Raw genomic sequence first — 14900 nt, forward strand, 5'->3', positions numbered from 1 at the left:
AGGCGAATAACTCCAGCATCGGGTTGATTCGTTTCCCCCCATAAAAGAGGTCTCTGATGGAAGGTCTAGTGGGTATGCTCGTGGTGATGGTCGTACTGGGGGTCATCTTCCTGATGTTCGGCCCTCTGTTCACCGTGAACCAGCAGACGGCGGTCATCGTCCAGCGGTTCGGCAAGTTTGCCCGCGTGGCGCAGCCGGGCCTGAACTTCCGAATTCCCTTGATCGAGACGATCGCCGGGAAGCTCAACCTCCGCGTTCAACAGCTCGACGTGAAGGTCGAGACCAAAACCGAAGATAACGTCTTCGTCCACGTGATCGTCGCCGTTCAGTACCACGTCCTCCCCGAGAAGGTGTACGACGCCTACTACCGGCTGGCCAACGCCAACCAGCAAATCACCGCGTTCGTCTTCGACGTCACCCGGGCCCGCGTCCCCCGGATCAAGCTCGACGACCTGTTCGAGAAGAAAGACGAGATCGCCGACGCGGTCAAGAACGAGCTGTCGCACGTCATGTACGACTTCGGCTACGGGATCGTCAAAGCGCTCGTGACCGACATCGAACCCGACCACACGGTCAAAGAGGCGATGAACGCGATCAACGCCGCCCAGCGGATGCGGATCGCGGCGACCGAGAAGGGCGAAGCCGACCGGATCCTCAAGGTGAAGGCGGCTGAGGCCGAAGCCCAGAGCAAGGCGCTCCAGGGCAAGGGCATCGCCGACCAGCGGCGGGCGATCGTGGACGGCCTTCGCGAGTCGGTCGACGAGTTCCAGAAGAGCGTCACGGGGACCACCGCCCAGGATGTGATGAACCTCGTCCTCATGACCCAGTACTTCGACACGCTCAAGGAAATCGGTGCGTCCTCGGTTTCCAACACGATCCTGATCCCGCACTCCCCCGGGACACTCACCGATCTGACCTCGCAGATGCGCACCGCCATGATTACGGCCGATGTCGTCGGCCGTGAACCGCAATCCCACGGCGACCGCCCCCATGGGGCGAAGCCGGCGCACTGAGCGGGGCACTCGGCCAAGGAGAACCGCCCCTCGCGCTCCGTCCGAGGGGTGGTCCTCTTTGACAAAAGGTGAAAGCAAGGGATCCTATGCCAGGCACAAGCTTCATGACGTTCATTCTGATCACGAACGTGGCGGCCGGCCTGCTCGTGACGGCCATTGCGCGTCCCCTGATTCACCGCCGAATCGCGCCCAATGCGTTGTACGGCTTTCGCGTCCGCCGGACCCTGGAAAATCCCGAAGTCTGGTACGACGCCAACGAATACGCAGGCCGTTGCCTGTTCTGGTTCGGCATCGGTACGAGCCTCGCAGCGCTCGCCCTCTTCTTCCTCCCCGGCATCGATCCCGTGGCTTATGCCGTTTCTTGTCTGATCATCACGTTAATTGGTCTGACCGTGGGTGTAGCATTAAGCTTTCGGCATCTCAACAATTTACCACACCAATAAAAAACCATATTTGCGTATTCCGCAGGGTGGGCCGTCCCCACCGGACAAAATCGCATCGCGGTGGGAGAAACGTCGAATGGCTTTGAACCTGCGTTGGCGAGGAACGACGCGTCTCACCGTCGAGGCCGAAGGACTCGCGCCCGAGAGGCTGGCAGTATTGTCGGCCGTGGAAATCGGTCGGAGCAAAGTGAGTCTCGGCAACTCTCAAGTCGAGCTCGGGGAGTTGTTCACGATCGAAGGAAGTGCCGAGGACAGGCATCTCACCCTTGAGGGGGACCTTCGCCAAGTGGACCGGCTCGGGCAAGGGATGAGCACGGGGACCCTGACCATCCGGGGGGACGTGGGGGCCGAGCTCGGAGCCGAGATGACGGGCGGACGGATCGAGGTTGAGGGAACGGTCGGTGACTGGGCCGGCGCCGAGATGCGCGGCGGTGTCTTGCGGATCCGAGGAGGGGCGGGCCGGTCACTCGGCTCAGCCTATCCTGGAAGCCGGCTGGGAATGCGTGAGGGGGTCATCCTGGTCGAGGGGACGATCGGCGAGGACGCAGGGTTGGCGATGCGTCGCGGGCTGATCGCCGTCTCGGGCGCGGCGGGGGACGGGCTGGGCCGAGGGCTGATCGCCGGTTCGATCTTCGCGTTCGGCTCGGTCGGGAGCTATCCGGGGGCGGGGATGAAGCGCGGGACCTTGGCCTTGTTCGCGGGCGAGGGCGCGAGTGAGCGGCGGCTCTTGCCAACGTTCGTCCCGAGCGGGCGGTCGCGGCCGCCGTTCCTGACGATCTATCTCCGCCAGTTGCGGCAGTGGGGGTTCCCGGTGCCGGACTCCGCTTTCTCAGGGCCGCTCGAACGGTACAATGGGGATTTGGCCCAGCGGGGCCAGGGAGAAATCTGGGTCGGGCCGTAAGTGGCTTGGGCTTGGCCGGGAGTCCGACGATGAATCTCAATGAACGATCGCTCAAGGTGGTTGAGGAACTTCTCGCTCGCGCCGAGGAGCGGAGGGTCGCCGTCCACCCGATCGAAGGGGGGGGCCGGTTCATCGACTGCGGGATCGACGCCCCGGGTGGCTTGCTGGCCGGCCTCGACCTGACCCGGGTCTGCATGGCCAACCTCGCCGAGGTGTCGATCGTGCCGGGGGACGTGGCGGGGAGGGCTTGCCCCCTGGTGCAGGTGGTCAGCGACCATCCGGTCCGCGCCTGCCTGGCGAGCCAGTACGCCGGTTGGGCGATCAGCGAGGGGAAATTCTTCGCGATGGGCTCGGGCCCGATGCGCGCGGCGAAGGGGGACGAGCCGATCTTCGCAAAGATCAAAGGCGGCGAGTCGGCCGAGTCGGTGGTCGGTGTCCTTGAGAGCCGCAAGAAACCGACGCCCGCGGTGGTCGCCAAGATCGCCGCGGCCTGCCGAGTCGCCCCAACCGCGCTGACGCTGCTCGTCGCGCCCACGGCGAGCATCGCGGGCGGGGTGCAGATCGTGGCGCGATCGGTCGAGACCGCCCTGCACAAGCTTGCCGAGCTTGGTTTCGATTTGTCCCGGATCGAGTCGGCCTGCGGGTCGGCCCCATTGCCTCCGGTCGCGGTCAACGACCTGGCCGCGATCGGCCGGACCAACGATGCGATCCTCTACGGGGCCCGCGTGGTCCTGTACGTCCGCGGCGATGACGCCAGCCTCGAAGCGATCGGCGCCAAGGTTCCCTCATCCGCCTCGCACGACCACGGTGAGCCGTTCGCGGTGATCTTCGCCAAGTACAACAACGACTTCTACGCCGTCGATCCCCACCTGTTCAGCCCGGCCGAGGTCGTCTTCCAGAACCTCGAGACCGGTCGGGTTCACGTCTTCGGCCAGGTCGCGACCGACGTCATGGTGCGTTCGTTCTACTCGTGAGTACTCCTAAGCCGTTGGTCTCGGTTTTCTATGAATTTCTGATACGTGGCCGCGGTGATGCAATCGCCGTTGGGTGCCACGGGTTGTACTCAACCCGTGAACGACGGCCCGGGTTTTTGGCTCACGGGTTGAGTACAACCCGTGGCACCCAGGGCTTGCACATCATTCAATACAAAGAAAGACCAGGTCCACGTGCTTAGAACCGCCGTGCCGAACCTGGTCGCCTTGGTCTCGGGCTTCGGCTGGCACGTCCAGGATCTCCACCGCGCGGCCGAGGCGTTGAACTTCAGGCTGAACGCGATTTCGTTCCCCCGAGTCGTCGGCCAGGTGGGCACGGGCACGGGCCGGTCGCGCGTCGAGGCGGGAGGGATCGACCTCGGCCAGGTTGACGGCGTGCTCGTGCGGATGATGCCCCCCGGGAGCCTCGAGCAGGTGGTCTTCCGGATGGATGCCCTCCACCGGCTCGAAGCGCTTGGCGTTCCCGTCCTCAACCCGCCTCGGGCGGTCGAGGTGGCGGTCGACAAGTACCTCGCGCTGGCCCGGCTCGACGCCGCCGGCCTTCCCGTCCCACCGACCTGGACCGGCGAATCAGCCGCGGAAGCGCTCGCGGCCTTCGAATGGCTGGGAGGAGACGTGGTCATCAAGCCGCTCTTCGGCTCGGAAGGACGAGGGCTAGTCCGGGTCTCCGACCTCGAGCTGGCCCGGCGGACCTTCCACACGCTGGAACGGCTCGGAGCCGTCATCTACGTTCAAGCCGCGATCCGCCACCCCGGCTACGACCTCCGTGCGTTCGTTCTCGGTGGCCAAATCGTGGGGGCGATCCGCCGCCACGCCCCCGGCGCCGACTGGCGGACGAACGTCTCGCTCGGTGGTCGCCCCGAGCTCTGCTCACTCGAACCGGAAGCCGAACGGCTCGCCCTCAGCGCGGCCAAGGCGGTCGGCACCGAGATGGCCGGGATCGACTTGCTGCCCGACCTCGATCGTGGCCGCCTGCTCGTCCTCGAGGTCAACGCCGTCCCCGGCTGGCGCGCCCTGGCCGGGACCACGGGCGTCGACGTGGCCTCAGAAATCCTCCTTCATTTGAAAGCGGCCCGCCGATGACCTCCACCAACGTTTCGCCCCTCAGCCCGGGACAGCTCGCGCAGATCGCCTGCCTGCTCGAAGTCTCCGCGCGGAAGCCGGGGAACGTGTACCCGGGACGCGGGTTCGCCGACGCCAACTTCGTGGATTTCCTCCTCAGTGCCTCGGTGATCGCCGCGCCCTTCGATCGCGCACGGCAGATCGGCGTCGGCGGAGCCGTGCTCGAGGCCGTGGAAGCGACTTGCCGGGTCGTGGCGACCAACACCAACCTCGGGATGATCCTCCTGTTCGCCCCCCTGGCCGCCGTCCCGGAAGAACGAGGGCTGCGCGATGGCTTACCTGACGTCCTCAACTCGACCACCGTCGCCGACACCCGACTCGTCTATCAAGCCATCCGCCGCGCCCGGCCCGGCGGGCTCGGATCGGCACCGGACCAGGACGTGGCCGACGAGCCGAGCGTAACCTTGGTCGAGGCCATGCGACTGGCGGCCGACCGCGACCTCGTCGCCGCCCAGTACGCCAATGCATTCGCTGACATGTTTGATCTTGCATTACCCGCCTTGCGTGCGTCCCTGACCGCGGGGCGTCCACTCGAGACGGCGATCGTGGCCGCCTACTTGACCGTGCTCTCGCACCGCCCGGACAGCCTCATTGCCCGCAAACGAGGGCGTCACGAAGCCCTCGACGCCGCCCGCCGCGCCACGGTCGTCCTCAAGGCCGGTTGGCCCGACTCCAAGGGCGGCCAGTCGCTCTGTGAGGCGTTCGATGGCTGGCTCCGCGAGGAAGGGCACTCGCGAAACCCAGGAGCGACCGCCGACCTGATTGCGGCCGCCTTGTTCGCCGCGCTCCGAGATGGGACAATCCCATTACCGAGACCCGTCGGGGCCGCGGCCTGGTCGGATGAGTAAGTGAGTCAGTTCAACGCCCCAAAAAAGGGAGTGCCACGGTCGTGTCCGATTCCCGCTACAAGGTCCGCGTCAGCAAGGATTACCTGGTCTTCTGCTCGGGGCACTTCATCACCTACCTCGGCGACCAGTGCGAGCGGATCCATGGCCACAACTACCGTGTGGCCGTCGAAGTGGAAGACGACCTCGATCAGAACCACTACGTCTTCGACTTCATCGCGCTCAAGGACCTGACCCGCGCGATCACCGACGAGCTCGACCACCGGATGCTCCTGCCCACCGAGAGCACCCAGATCCTCCTCGAGGACGAGGGACCAAACTGGCGGGTCCGCTACCAGGATCGGTACTGGAGCTTCCCCCGCAACGAATGCGCTCTCCTGCCGATCGCAAACACGACCGCCGAACTCCTGGCCAACTATATCGCCGGCCGCCTCCGCGACGCCTTGACCGCCCGAGGACTGGACTTGCCTCGGATCATGCGAGTCGAGGTGGAAGAAAGCTTCGGCCAGTCAGCCGAGGTCGAGTGGCAGCGATAACGACTGTCCAGCCCGGGCGCCCTATGGCACCGGGCGGCCCGGCCTGCTTTCAGGAGCACGGCCGGCCTGCCCGTTGGGATTCCAACCCCACGAATCCAAATCGAAGCCCTGCAAAACAAGTGGGAATGATGTGCCAATGCTCGGAGTAATCGAGAGAACGCGTGCTTCCGGGGTGGAGACCCAACCCATAAGCACGAGATCGACAGCGCCCAAGATCAGGCTGATTATGCCAAATATCTGCTCGATTACGGGGAATGTCCGGGTTACGGCCCAGGTGGACACATATGACCCAATCTCCCAATGGCATGAGTGATGATGACGACCGCCCGGTTTGGCGTCTGGCCCAGCCCGCCCGGGACCGTGAGCTGATCCGGCCCGCGCGGGAGCTGCTTGAGGACCGCGCGCGAACCGGCCACTTCGGGCTGGCACGCGAAGTTCTTGACGGTCTCGTCGACCCCGAACGTGCCTGGCTTCTAGAGGATCTGTTCTGGTACGGCCTCGACAGGGCTGACTGGGAGCTAGCCGCCTTTTGCATTGCCGCCGGGTATCCCGTGGATCCTGAGTCGGAGGTGGGCGACGGGGTGATCCACGACGCCCTGATTTACTTACCGGGGAGGCCCGACGTGATCGACTGGCTCCTCGACCAGGGGGCCGAGATCGAACGCCGCGGTCGCAACCACTTCACTCCGCTGCTCTATGCCTCGCAGATCGGTGAAGTTGAAACCGTTGCCGTTCTACTCCGCCACGGGGCCGAGATCGACGCTGGCTCAATCATCGACGACAACATGACCGCTCTAATCGCCGCCGCTGTGACAGGCAACCTCCCGGTGGTCCAGCTCCTCTTGGAGCATGGAGCCGACGCGAACCGCCGGCTCCTCTTCACCGGCGAGGATGCCGTCCAACTCTCTGAGGAGAACGAATACTTCGAGATTGCCAAGCTAATCCGCCATTACCAGAGCAAAAAATCAGACTAAAGTGGTTTACAGTCGCCTTGCGCAGAGTTCCGAGTGAACAGAGGTCCGGCGATCAGACCAATTGGTTAGCCCGGACAACTTGTTGTCCGCGGTCGCCATCGCCAGGCGTTCGCCGGTCACTGTGCTGGCGGCTTCGCCCTTCCCTCGACCGCCTTAAGGATTCGATCGAGCTTGGACTCGAGCCCATCGAGTCGATCTTCGAGCCGGATTTGAGCGATCGCCGTCCTCGAATCGATGATGAGCAATCCATCCTTCACAGCAAACGAGAGACCGTCGTGACTGAGTGCCATCGTGAGCAAATCACGAATCTTGATTTTCGTCGCGACGCTGATCGACCGTGGTGATTCCATCGTCTGGCCGGCCTCCGAGAGGCCGGCCGGTTCGACGTAGATGGGAATTCCGTTATCATTCGGCCCAGTCGAAGATTTTTTGATATGCTTGAGCAAATCTCCCAGCGGAATATTCTCAAAATCCGCCTCAATCTCCTCATCAAGCATCTTGTGAATCAATCGATTCTTACTTTCAACCGAGACGGGACCGACCTCACCGAAGTCAGTTCGGGCCGCTTTTGAAGACTTTGGCTGATTTTGATCGGTGGCCGGCTTGTCTCCCCGACCTTGCTGTGCGAACACCACCGCACCAACCCCGATCCCTCCCATCGCCAAAACCAGCATCGCCCCCGAAGCAACCTTGTTCATAAACATGATTCGATTAACTCCATAGGCCATCGAGACCACCTTGGCCGACGCGAAGTGCGAAACGGAACCCGTCGTGAATCGGCTTGCCGTCCGAGCCACATTCCAGGCGAATGCGCGGCAAGTCTCGGACGTGAATCCATCCTTGGCATGAGATGCGATCAGCAGGCCGAACGAAGTCCCCAGGCCCCGGCGAATCAACCGGGTCCGTAGCCGCTCTCGGCCGCGTGCCAGGCGGGTCTGCACCGTTCGGAGCGGGCGGCCGATCTGCTGAGCCACCTGGTCGTAGCTCAAATTTTCCAGGTAATGAAGCACAATCGGCAGCCGGTATCGTTCCGGTAGCCGGTCGATTTCCTCGTAGAGCTCTGGCCACGTTTCGGCAGGGTCGGCAACCGACTTGAACGGCCCGGATATGTCGACCGAACGCCGCTCCTTGGAACTGCGACGAGCCTCGTCCCGCTTGGCCCTCGACGTGACCCGACAGGCTACTCCGAACAGCCAACTCGCCACCGATTTCTGGTTCCGGATCGAGTGCGCACGCTTGACCAGGACGAGGAAGGTCGCTTGAAAGGCATCCTGAGCATCGTGGGAGTCACCCAGCCGGCGCAGGCAGAGCCTCATGACCATCGGGCCGTGCCGTTCGACAAGCGTGGCAAACGCCGCCTCCGACGCGTGATCCCGGCCGGCGAGAAATCGCTCCAGCAGTTGACTGTCGTCGACATCTCCCACGGTCCCGAGTTGGAACAAGGTCGTGAGTTCGCCGAGGGCAACGCCTGTTGATCCCACTTTGGGCTCCTCGCTCTGAGTCGACCTGACCTGACATCCAGAGAGTAGTGTCCGCCCGGTTTGGGAACTGCTTCAATTTTCGGCTGTTCTTTGAGGGAGACGGAGGCAAACGCCCGATCCTCGATTCTCCGGGGAGCTTCGGTGCCTGGCAACCGGGGTCGTGTCACAACCAAAGTTCAAGGCGGACCCAGGACGACGCCACCAGCCTATGGCGGTCCCAGGGGGGGAGGGGGGATGCTGGCTCGATCCTAAATCGATGAGGATCTGGGTGTCCCCGGCGGGCGGCCACGGGGCACCTCCGAACCAAACTGGGCCAGTTCCCGACTCCCGATCCGCCCATCATGCAAGGCCGACCCCACAAGCACCGCCGAGGCGCCGGCTTTATCCAAGGAGTGAAGCTCAGTTCCCGACGAGATGCCACCGCCGACCGTGATCTCGAGGTCGGGACCGGCCAGGGCGAGGTGTCGAAGCAGTGGCTCAGTCCCAATCCCTCGGCCAAGACCCACGCGGGCCAGATCCAGGAGCAGGAACCGCCGTACCCCGAACGCCAACGCTTCTTCGGCAATGGCTCCTGGTTCCTTCACGCACCAATTCGCCTGAGCGGCGGTGAGTGGCGTCCCGTTGCGGAGATCGAGGCTGAAGACCAACTGTTCCGGTCCGACCGTCTCCACGATCGCACGGAGCGCCTCAGGGCCACTCACGGTCTCCAGTCCCACAAGAATTGTGGGAACGCCGGCGGCGAGCAGGGGGGGGAGTGAGGAAACGTCTCGAACGCCGGCATCGACCCAGGCGGAGAGGCCCAGTTCCGCCAATCGGTGATAAAGCGGCAAATTGGGGCCCGCGCCGGCGATCGCATCGAGATCGGCGAGGTACACTTCGCAGAACCTGAGCTGAACGTGCAAGGCACGGGCGAGGGCAACGGGGTCGGAGTCTGAGTGCAAAACACTCGTCAGCGGCCGATAATGGGCACGATCGCCACCGACGGCGTGGACGGCGCATCCGTCCTTGACGTCGAGGACGGGAATCACCCTCAAGGGCATGGGCGTGACGGCTCCTTTGAAAAACGGGATCACGGTCCTGGTTCACGAGTGGGTGACCGGTGGTGGAATGGCCGGGGCGCCTTTGCCTGCGTCCTGGGCCGCCGAGGGCCATGCCATGCGCAGGGCGATCGCGGCCGACTTCGCCGGTCTGCCCGGGATTCGCGTGGTCATGACCCTGGATGACCGGCTACCCGACGAACCCGGCCCCTGGACGATCTTCCGGGTCGGGGGTCGCACCCAGGAGAGCGACACCTGGGCCCGGCGCGCGGCCGATGCCGACTGGACGGTGCTCATCGCCCCCGAAACCGGGGGAACCCTGGCCGATTGTAGCCGGACCCTGGCGCGGCGGGGAGGGCGCTCGCTCGGCTCAACCCCCGAGGCCATCGAACTGGCCGGCGATAAGCTCCAGCTCGCGGCCTTTCTCAGCGATCGGGGATTCCCCACGCCCCAGTCTCGGCGGGTCGTGCCTTCACTCCCGCTGCCCACGGACTTTCCCTACCCCGCCGTGCTCAAGCCGATCGACGGCGCCGGTTCCGTCGATACCTTTCTGATCCCCGGGCCATTGCTCGTCCCCGACGAGGCGAAGGCGCTCCCCGAGGCCCTGCTACAACCGTTCCTCCCCGGAGTCCCCTCCAGCGCCACCTTTCTGATCGGCCCCGAGCGTCAAGCACGCTTGATCGCGATCGGCCGGCAACGCGTCGAGGTCCAGGAAGGCAGATTTGTCTATCGAGGAGGGATTCTCCCTGATCTCGAGGCCTCCCCCGCGCCGGTTCTGGCAGAGGCGGTCGAGTCGATCCGAGGGCTCCGGGGCTTGGTGGGTGTCGATTTCCTCCGCGATCACGAACGAGAAACGGTCACGATCCTCGAAATCAATCCCCGCCCAACCACTTCGTACGTCGGACTGGCACAGCTTTTGCCCCCTGGACGCCTCGCAAAAGCCTGGATTGACATCGTGGAGGGGATTCACGAGTCGGCTGACTGGCCACGGGAGGGGATCGTCCGATCAGAAAATTCCGTGACCTTCGACACGGATGGCACAATTGATCGTATGAAAGAGAGGGAGGCCAGCCGTGAGTGAATCGAACGGATCCTGGATTGCGCTGGATATTGGTGGAGCGAATATCAAGGCTGCGCACGAGTCGGGGCAGGCGCGAACCCTTCCCTTCGAACTCTGGAAGCGGCCCGATGAGCTCGACGAAGTCCTTGCGCGGCTCGCCGCCACGTTCCCGCCGAGCGAGCGGGTAGCGCTGACGATGACCGCCGAACTCTGCGACTGTTATCCCACGAAGGCGGTCGGCGTGAATGCGGTGCTCGACGCGACGCTTGAGGCGTTCGGCGAGCGACCGGTTCATGTCTGGGGCACGGACGGGTCGTTTCACGACGTCGAGTCGATTCGCCAGCAACCGCTGGTGGCCGCGGCCGCCAACTGGCTGGCGCTGGCCAACGTCGCGGCGCGGCTCATCCCGGATCAGGCGGGGATCCTGATCGACATCGGGACCACGACCACCGACCTGATTCCGTTGCAAGGGGGCCGAGCCGCCGCCCGGGGGCAGACCGACACGGAGCGGTTGCAGACCGGCGAGTTGGTCTATGCCGGGGTGCGCCGAACTCCGCTCTGCTCGCTGGCGACCGAGCTGCCGTTTCGGGGGATTCCCACCGGCCTCGCGGCGGAGTTCTTCGCCTCGACGCTCGACGTCTACCTGACGCTCCGTGAGGTTCCCCCCGACCCCAAGGACCACTCGACCGCCGATGGGCGAGCGGCCACAGCCGACGCCGCCCGGGATCGCCTGGCACGGATGATTGGGGCCGACCGTGATAGCTTCTCGAACGAGGACGCCGAGGCGTTCGCCTGGGCCGCCGATGAATGTCTCCTGAGCCGGCTGACCGCAGCCGTCGAACGCGCCTGCATTGCGACCGTCGGCCGCCCCGAGGCCGCGGTCGTCTCGGGTTCGGGCGGATTCGTCGCCCACCGGCTGGCGCGGCGCGTCCTCAAACCAGGCGGGCCGATCGTTTGCCTCGACCAGGCCTGGGGGCCGATCGCCTCGAGCTCCGGCTGCGCCTACGCCCTCCTGGTGCTCGCCCAGGAACAACTCGGTAAAACCGTGATGAACCAGGCGAGCGTAGCGTGAGCCGGCCCGTCGTGATCAAAGTCGGCGGCAGCCTGCTCGACTGGCCCGAACTGACCGAGGCGCTCGAACAATTCCTGCAAACCAAGCGGGCCGACCGGCTCGTGATCGTCATCGGCGGCGGTCCCGTCACCGATGTCGTGCGCGCACTCGACCGGACCCACGACCTCGGGCAAGAGCGTTCCCACGCCCTCGCATTGCGTTCGCTCGACCTGACCGCGCACCTCCTCGCCGCGATCGTACCGACTCTGATCGTGGTCGACCGGATCGACGGGCTCAACGCCGTCTGGGCCGACGCGAAGCTCGTCCCGATCCTCGCCCCGCGGATCTTCCTCGACGAGTTGGATGCCCGGTCGGCCGAGCCGATCCCCCACACCTGGGAAGCCACCTCCGACTCGATCGCGGCCCGGGTCGCGGTCGAGCTCGACAGCCCTGAGCTCGTCCTGGTGAAGAGCACAGCACTTCCTCATGGGACGGACCGACACGAGGCGGCGCAGCTCGGCCTCGTCGATCCCCTGTTCCCGAGCGCAGCGCGTCGGCTCGCGTGCGTCACTTATCTCAACCTCCGCGACCCGCAGCCGGTCCCAATCCTTCTGCCCGCTTGATCGACGTCGACCCATCACCTTGACGACGGGACCGTCGCGTAAGAGAATCCAAAAGGCGCGGCCGGGCGAAGCTTCGAGGAAGAGTGCGGCCTCGTTGTTTTTTTCGATCCGTCGCGTCCTCCCTGTCCGTTTGATCCTCCTCTCGAAATCAAAAGCATTGGTGCTGACGAATGGCTCGTCCCGAACTCGTTCCCCTCGACCGTACCGAAGTCAAACCGAGAGCAATCTCGCCCCGCCTTCGGACCCAGCTCGTCTATTTCATGAGCGCACACGGCGAGCCTGGAGTGCCGCCACTCGGCGAGAACGAATACTGGTTCGCCCCCGCGGAAGTCGAGAAGTGGCTCGACGAAGGGGTCTTCTACCTGGTCTCTCCCCTCGACACGGCGAACATGACCGAGGTCGAGATCACCGAAGAGCAAGAATCGCTGCTCGGCTGGCTCCACGCAGAAAAGATCCGGCACGTCCGGCTCGACGAATAAACGAAGCGGGTCCAAACACAGACTCACACCGTCTCTCCACGTAGGAGTCGCTCCTGATGTTTCCACCGCAAATCCAGCGGGTGATCGACCAGGTGGATCGACTCCGCGAGACGGTCGACGATCACTGGCAAATCCCTCGTGACGAGGCCGCCTTGCTGGCGCAACTCGTCCGACTCGGCCGTTGTGTCTCGATCTGCGAGATCGGCGCCAGCTACGGCTTCTCGACGTTGCACCTGGCGGCCGCCGCTCTCGAGAACGGCGGCCGCGTCCACTCGCTCGAACACGATCCGAAGAAGGTCGCCGCCACCAACAAGCACCTGGGCGAGGCCGGCCTGGCCGACGTGGCGACGGTCTACCCGGGGGATGCCCGCGCGACCCTCAAGGGGATGAATCCGGGATCATCGTTTGATTTCGTGTTCATCGACGCCCAGAAGAGCCAGTCGTTCGACTATCTCGAAGCGATTTGGCCGCTCCTCGCCCCCACCGCCACGCTCGTGACCGACAATACGACCACGCACGCCGACGAGCTCGCCTCCTTCGTGGCTCACCTGCGGTCGCGGCCGGGAGTCAGGAGCTGCCACGTCCCGGTCGGGAACGGCTTTGAATTGACAATCCGCCGCACGGAGTTGCTGGGATGAAAATCCGTGCAATCGTCCTGGCCTTGCTCGTGGCAGCCCCCGTTTCGGCCGAATCTCCCAAGCCTTTACCAGTCTCAGCGCACAACTGCTACCCCGCCAATAGCACCCGCAACGAGCCTGTGGTCGAAGCCCTCGCGCTCGGGATCGACAACATCGAGATCGACCTGGGCTGGGATCAGGCTCAGAAGAAGTTGATCGTCGGGCATGATGCAACGCCCCAGCCCGGCCTGACCTATCCCAGTCTTGAAGCCTACCTCGTACCAGCCTTCGAAGCCCACTGGCGGCAGCCTCGGGGGGATCAGGCGCCGACCGTGTTGACGATCGACTGGAAGACCGACAACCCCGACGCGATCCTCCAGTTCCAGGCCTTTCTCGAGGCGCATCCCGACTGGTTCTCAACGGCTCCCAAGGCGGCCGACAGTCCCCTGACCGTCCGGAGGTTGACCGTCTGCTTCACGGGCAGCGACCGCGCGAAGGAGCAGTACGATTCGCTAATCCCGGCGGGAGGAACGTATCGTGCCTTCCGCGACAAGGTTTTCGGCGGTGGCCAATTCCAGAAGGACGTCGCCGCCTACGCGCCTGCCCCCGCAACGGCCTACCACCGCTTCCTGACGTTTCATTGGGGAAACGTTGAGGCCGGCGGCCCGCCCCTGGCCGGTGCTTGGACCGACGAAGATCGCGATCGCCTCTCCTCCCTGATGACCCAAGTCCACCGCCAGGGCTTCCGAGCCCGGTTCTACTGCCTCAACGGCCACCGCGGCCCCGCGCTCCTCAGCCCCTACCGCTTCCGCGACGACGAGGCCGCCCGGATCCGCTGGCAGGCCGCCGCCCAGGCCGGCGTCGATTGGGTCGCGACCGATGAGTACGCCGAGATCTCCCGCGCGCTTCGTGGTCGTTGATCTCCGTCTTCCGATCGCATCGGGGGCGAGCGGATCGAGTCGAAATCGGCTTGACGGAGTCCCACCGCGTGGATTGCTCACGCTATTGTTTTCGGCCAACCAAAATAATAATTTTGCACACTCAACAACAAAGTGGTATTCTGCCAATCAAGGTCTTGGATCAAACGTCATTTGACACCTGATGGGAGAATGACATGAGTTCTGAGTTCTCTTTCCAGATGGCGGTGGGTGGGCTGATTGCCTTGTTCTTGCCGGTGGGGGTCTACCACCGCTTGAGGGCGGCGACGGGCGAGCCGCTACGTCGCCGGGACGAGGGGCTGTTTATCCTGATCGCGTTGCGGCTCTCAGGATTATTGGGGATGCTGGCGATCGTAGCCTATCTGTTCGCGCCTCGTCGCTTGGCGTGGTCGCAAATCGAACTGCCGACCTGGCTGCGTTGGGTGGGACTTCCGATCGGCTTGGTGGCAGGGGTCTGGCTCTTCTGGGTGTTGCACACCCTCGGTCCGAACTTGACCGATACGGTGACAGTCCGAGCGCACGCGACGCTCGTCACCCACGGCCCGTACCGCTGGGTGCGTCATCCCTTTTACCTTGCCGCACTCTTGATCATCCTGTCGTTCAGCTTGCTCACCGCCAGCCTGTGGGTCGCGATCGTCGGCGGTGTCGCGCTCACGCTCCTGATCGTCCGCTCCCGAACGGAGGAGGCGCAGCTCGAGGCACGCTTCGGCGCAGCCTACCGCGCCTATCGGGACCGGACCGGGTTCTTATTCCCCAGGCTGCACGCCTCGTCGTGAACGAACGCGATC

17 protein-coding genes and 1 pseudogene are annotated in these 14900 nt (G+C 64.4%); 16 read left to right on the plus strand and 2 right to left on the minus strand.

Going from position 1 to position 14900, the window contains the following annotated elements; translation table 11 throughout:
* Nucleotides 1–56 precede the first annotated feature (56 nt).
* The 9 genes and pseudogenes from BUS42_RS38770 (at nucleotide 57) to BUS42_RS38805 (ending at nucleotide 6826) form a co-directional block, all read left to right on the plus strand.
* Nucleotides 57–1013: an SPFH domain-containing protein gene (locus tag BUS42_RS38770; RefSeq protein ID WP_074316774.1), complete on the plus strand. Its 957-nt coding sequence runs from the start codon at nucleotides 57–59 to the stop codon at nucleotides 1011–1013.
* A 104-nt stretch (nucleotides 1014–1117) separates the two neighbouring features.
* On the plus strand, nucleotides 1118–1456 hold the full coding sequence (locus BUS42_RS38775; RefSeq protein ID WP_074316777.1) for an SdpI family protein: 339 nt from the start codon (nucleotides 1118–1120) through the stop codon (nucleotides 1454–1456).
* 76 nt (nucleotides 1457–1532) lie between these two features.
* Nucleotides 1533–2357 carry a formylmethanofuran dehydrogenase subunit C gene (locus BUS42_RS38780; protein ID WP_074316779.1) on the plus strand — a complete coding sequence of 275 codons (825 nt, stop codon included), beginning with the start codon at nucleotides 1533–1535 and terminating at the stop codon, nucleotides 2355–2357.
* Between the two features lie 29 nt (nucleotides 2358–2386).
* Nucleotides 2387–3331, plus strand: coding sequence for a methenyltetrahydromethanopterin cyclohydrolase (mch, locus tag BUS42_RS38785; RefSeq protein WP_074316782.1), 945 nt, complete (start codon nucleotides 2387–2389; stop codon nucleotides 3329–3331).
* Between the two features lie 192 nt (nucleotides 3332–3523).
* The gene (locus BUS42_RS38790) at nucleotides 3524–4432 is read left to right on the plus strand and encodes an ATP-grasp domain-containing protein (protein WP_074316784.1); all 909 of its coding nucleotides are present in this window, start codon (nucleotides 3524–3526) and stop codon (nucleotides 4430–4432) included.
* Nucleotides 4429–5319 carry a triphosphoribosyl-dephospho-CoA synthase gene (locus BUS42_RS38795; protein ID WP_074316787.1) on the plus strand — a complete coding sequence of 297 codons (891 nt, stop codon included), beginning with the start codon at nucleotides 4429–4431 and terminating at the stop codon, nucleotides 5317–5319. The genes BUS42_RS38790 and BUS42_RS38795 overlap by 4 nt, the downstream gene beginning before the upstream one ends.
* A 41-nt stretch (nucleotides 5320–5360) precedes the next feature.
* Nucleotides 5361–5852 (plus strand): 6-pyruvoyl trahydropterin synthase family protein, encoded by a 492-nt coding sequence (locus BUS42_RS38800; protein ID WP_074316789.1) that lies wholly within the window; start codon nucleotides 5361–5363, stop codon nucleotides 5850–5852.
* A 141-nt stretch (nucleotides 5853–5993) separates the two neighbouring features.
* Nucleotides 5994–6140: pseudogene (locus tag BUS42_RS46870) on the plus strand (hypothetical protein); the annotation flags it as partial.
* Nucleotides 6137–6826, plus strand: a complete 690-nt coding sequence (locus BUS42_RS38805) for an ankyrin repeat domain-containing protein (protein WP_074316792.1) — start codon at nucleotides 6137–6139, stop codon at nucleotides 6824–6826. The pseudogene BUS42_RS46870 and the gene BUS42_RS38805, both read left to right, overlap by 4 nt.
* A gap of 116 nt (nucleotides 6827–6942) precedes the next feature.
* Here the strand turns inward: BUS42_RS38805 and BUS42_RS38810 are convergent, their stop codons facing one another.
* On the minus strand, nucleotides 6943–8307 hold the full coding sequence (locus BUS42_RS38810) for an RNA polymerase sigma factor (protein ID WP_074316794.1): 1365 nt from the start codon (nucleotides 8305–8307) through the stop codon (nucleotides 6943–6945).
* 248 nt (nucleotides 8308–8555) lie between these two features.
* The gene (locus BUS42_RS38815) at nucleotides 8556–9347 is read right to left on the minus strand and encodes a HisA/HisF-related TIM barrel protein (RefSeq protein WP_074316796.1); all 792 of its coding nucleotides are present in this window, start codon (nucleotides 9345–9347) and stop codon (nucleotides 8556–8558) included.
* Between the two features lie 4 nt (nucleotides 9348–9351).
* On the opposite strand from BUS42_RS38815, the gene BUS42_RS38820 reads away from it, so the two are divergent.
* From BUS42_RS38820 to BUS42_RS38850, 7 genes are all read left to right on the plus strand, one after another.
* On the plus strand, nucleotides 9352–10425 hold the full coding sequence (locus BUS42_RS38820) for an ATP-grasp domain-containing protein (protein ID WP_254054089.1): 1074 nt from the start codon (nucleotides 9352–9354) through the stop codon (nucleotides 10423–10425).
* Nucleotides 10418–11476, plus strand: coding sequence for a hydantoinase/oxoprolinase family protein (locus tag BUS42_RS38825; protein WP_074316798.1), 1059 nt, complete (start codon nucleotides 10418–10420; stop codon nucleotides 11474–11476). The genes BUS42_RS38820 and BUS42_RS38825 overlap by 8 nt, the downstream gene beginning before the upstream one ends.
* On the plus strand, nucleotides 11473–12078 hold the full coding sequence (locus BUS42_RS38830; RefSeq protein ID WP_074316800.1) for an amino acid kinase family protein: 606 nt from the start codon (nucleotides 11473–11475) through the stop codon (nucleotides 12076–12078). The genes BUS42_RS38825 and BUS42_RS38830 overlap by 4 nt, the downstream gene beginning before the upstream one ends.
* A 170-nt stretch (nucleotides 12079–12248) precedes the next feature.
* Nucleotides 12249–12557 carry a hypothetical protein gene (locus BUS42_RS38835; protein ID WP_074316802.1) on the plus strand — a complete coding sequence of 103 codons (309 nt, stop codon included), beginning with the start codon at nucleotides 12249–12251 and terminating at the stop codon, nucleotides 12555–12557.
* 56 nt (nucleotides 12558–12613) lie between these two features.
* Nucleotides 12614–13195: an O-methyltransferase gene (locus BUS42_RS38840; protein WP_074316804.1), complete on the plus strand. Its 582-nt coding sequence runs from the start codon at nucleotides 12614–12616 to the stop codon at nucleotides 13193–13195.
* Nucleotides 13192–14094: a PI-PLC domain-containing protein gene (locus BUS42_RS38845; protein ID WP_074316806.1), complete on the plus strand. Its 903-nt coding sequence runs from the start codon at nucleotides 13192–13194 to the stop codon at nucleotides 14092–14094. Before BUS42_RS38840 ends, BUS42_RS38845 begins: the two co-directional genes overlap by 4 nt.
* 194 nt (nucleotides 14095–14288) lie before the next feature.
* A complete protein-coding gene (locus tag BUS42_RS38850) occupies nucleotides 14289–14888 on the plus strand; it encodes a methyltransferase family protein (protein ID WP_074316808.1) in 600 nt (199 codons plus the stop codon).
* The last annotated feature ends 12 nt before the right edge of the window (nucleotides 14889–14900 follow it).

The sequence above is a fragment of the Singulisphaera sp. GP187 genome (genome assembly GCF_900129635.1).
Taxonomy (GTDB): Bacteria; Planctomycetota; Planctomycetia; order Isosphaerales; family Isosphaeraceae; genus Singulisphaera.

Bases quoted from the DNA above. Each gene is read 5' to 3' on its own strand.
- BUS42_RS38770 (WP_074316774.1), top strand. From the start codon at position 57: ATGGAAGGTCTAGTGGGTATGCTCGTGGTGATGGTCGTACTGGGGGTC.
- BUS42_RS38775 (WP_074316777.1), top strand. From the start codon at position 1,118: ATGACGTTCATTCTGATCACGAACGTGGCGGCCGGCCTGCTCGTGACG.
- BUS42_RS38780 (WP_074316779.1), top strand. From the start codon at position 1,533: ATGGCTTTGAACCTGCGTTGGCGAGGAACGACGCGTCTCACCGTCGAG.
- mch (WP_074316782.1), top strand. From the start codon at position 2,387: ATGAATCTCAATGAACGATCGCTCAAGGTGGTTGAGGAACTTCTCGCT.
- BUS42_RS38795 (WP_074316787.1), top strand. From the start codon at position 4,429: ATGACCTCCACCAACGTTTCGCCCCTCAGCCCGGGACAGCTCGCGCAG.
- BUS42_RS38805 (WP_074316792.1), top strand. From the start codon at position 6,137: ATGACCCAATCTCCCAATGGCATGAGTGATGATGACGACCGCCCGGTT.
- BUS42_RS38815 (WP_074316796.1), bottom strand. From the start codon at position 9,347: ATGCCCTTGAGGGTGATTCCCGTCCTCGACGTCAAGGACGGATGCGCC.
- BUS42_RS38835 (WP_074316802.1), top strand. From the start codon at position 12,249: ATGGCTCGTCCCGAACTCGTTCCCCTCGACCGTACCGAAGTCAAACCG.
- BUS42_RS38840 (WP_074316804.1), top strand. From the start codon at position 12,614: ATGTTTCCACCGCAAATCCAGCGGGTGATCGACCAGGTGGATCGACTC.
- BUS42_RS38845 (WP_074316806.1), top strand. From the start codon at position 13,192: ATGAAAATCCGTGCAATCGTCCTGGCCTTGCTCGTGGCAGCCCCCGTT.
- BUS42_RS38850 (WP_074316808.1), top strand. From the start codon at position 14,289: ATGAGTTCTGAGTTCTCTTTCCAGATGGCGGTGGGTGGGCTGATTGCC.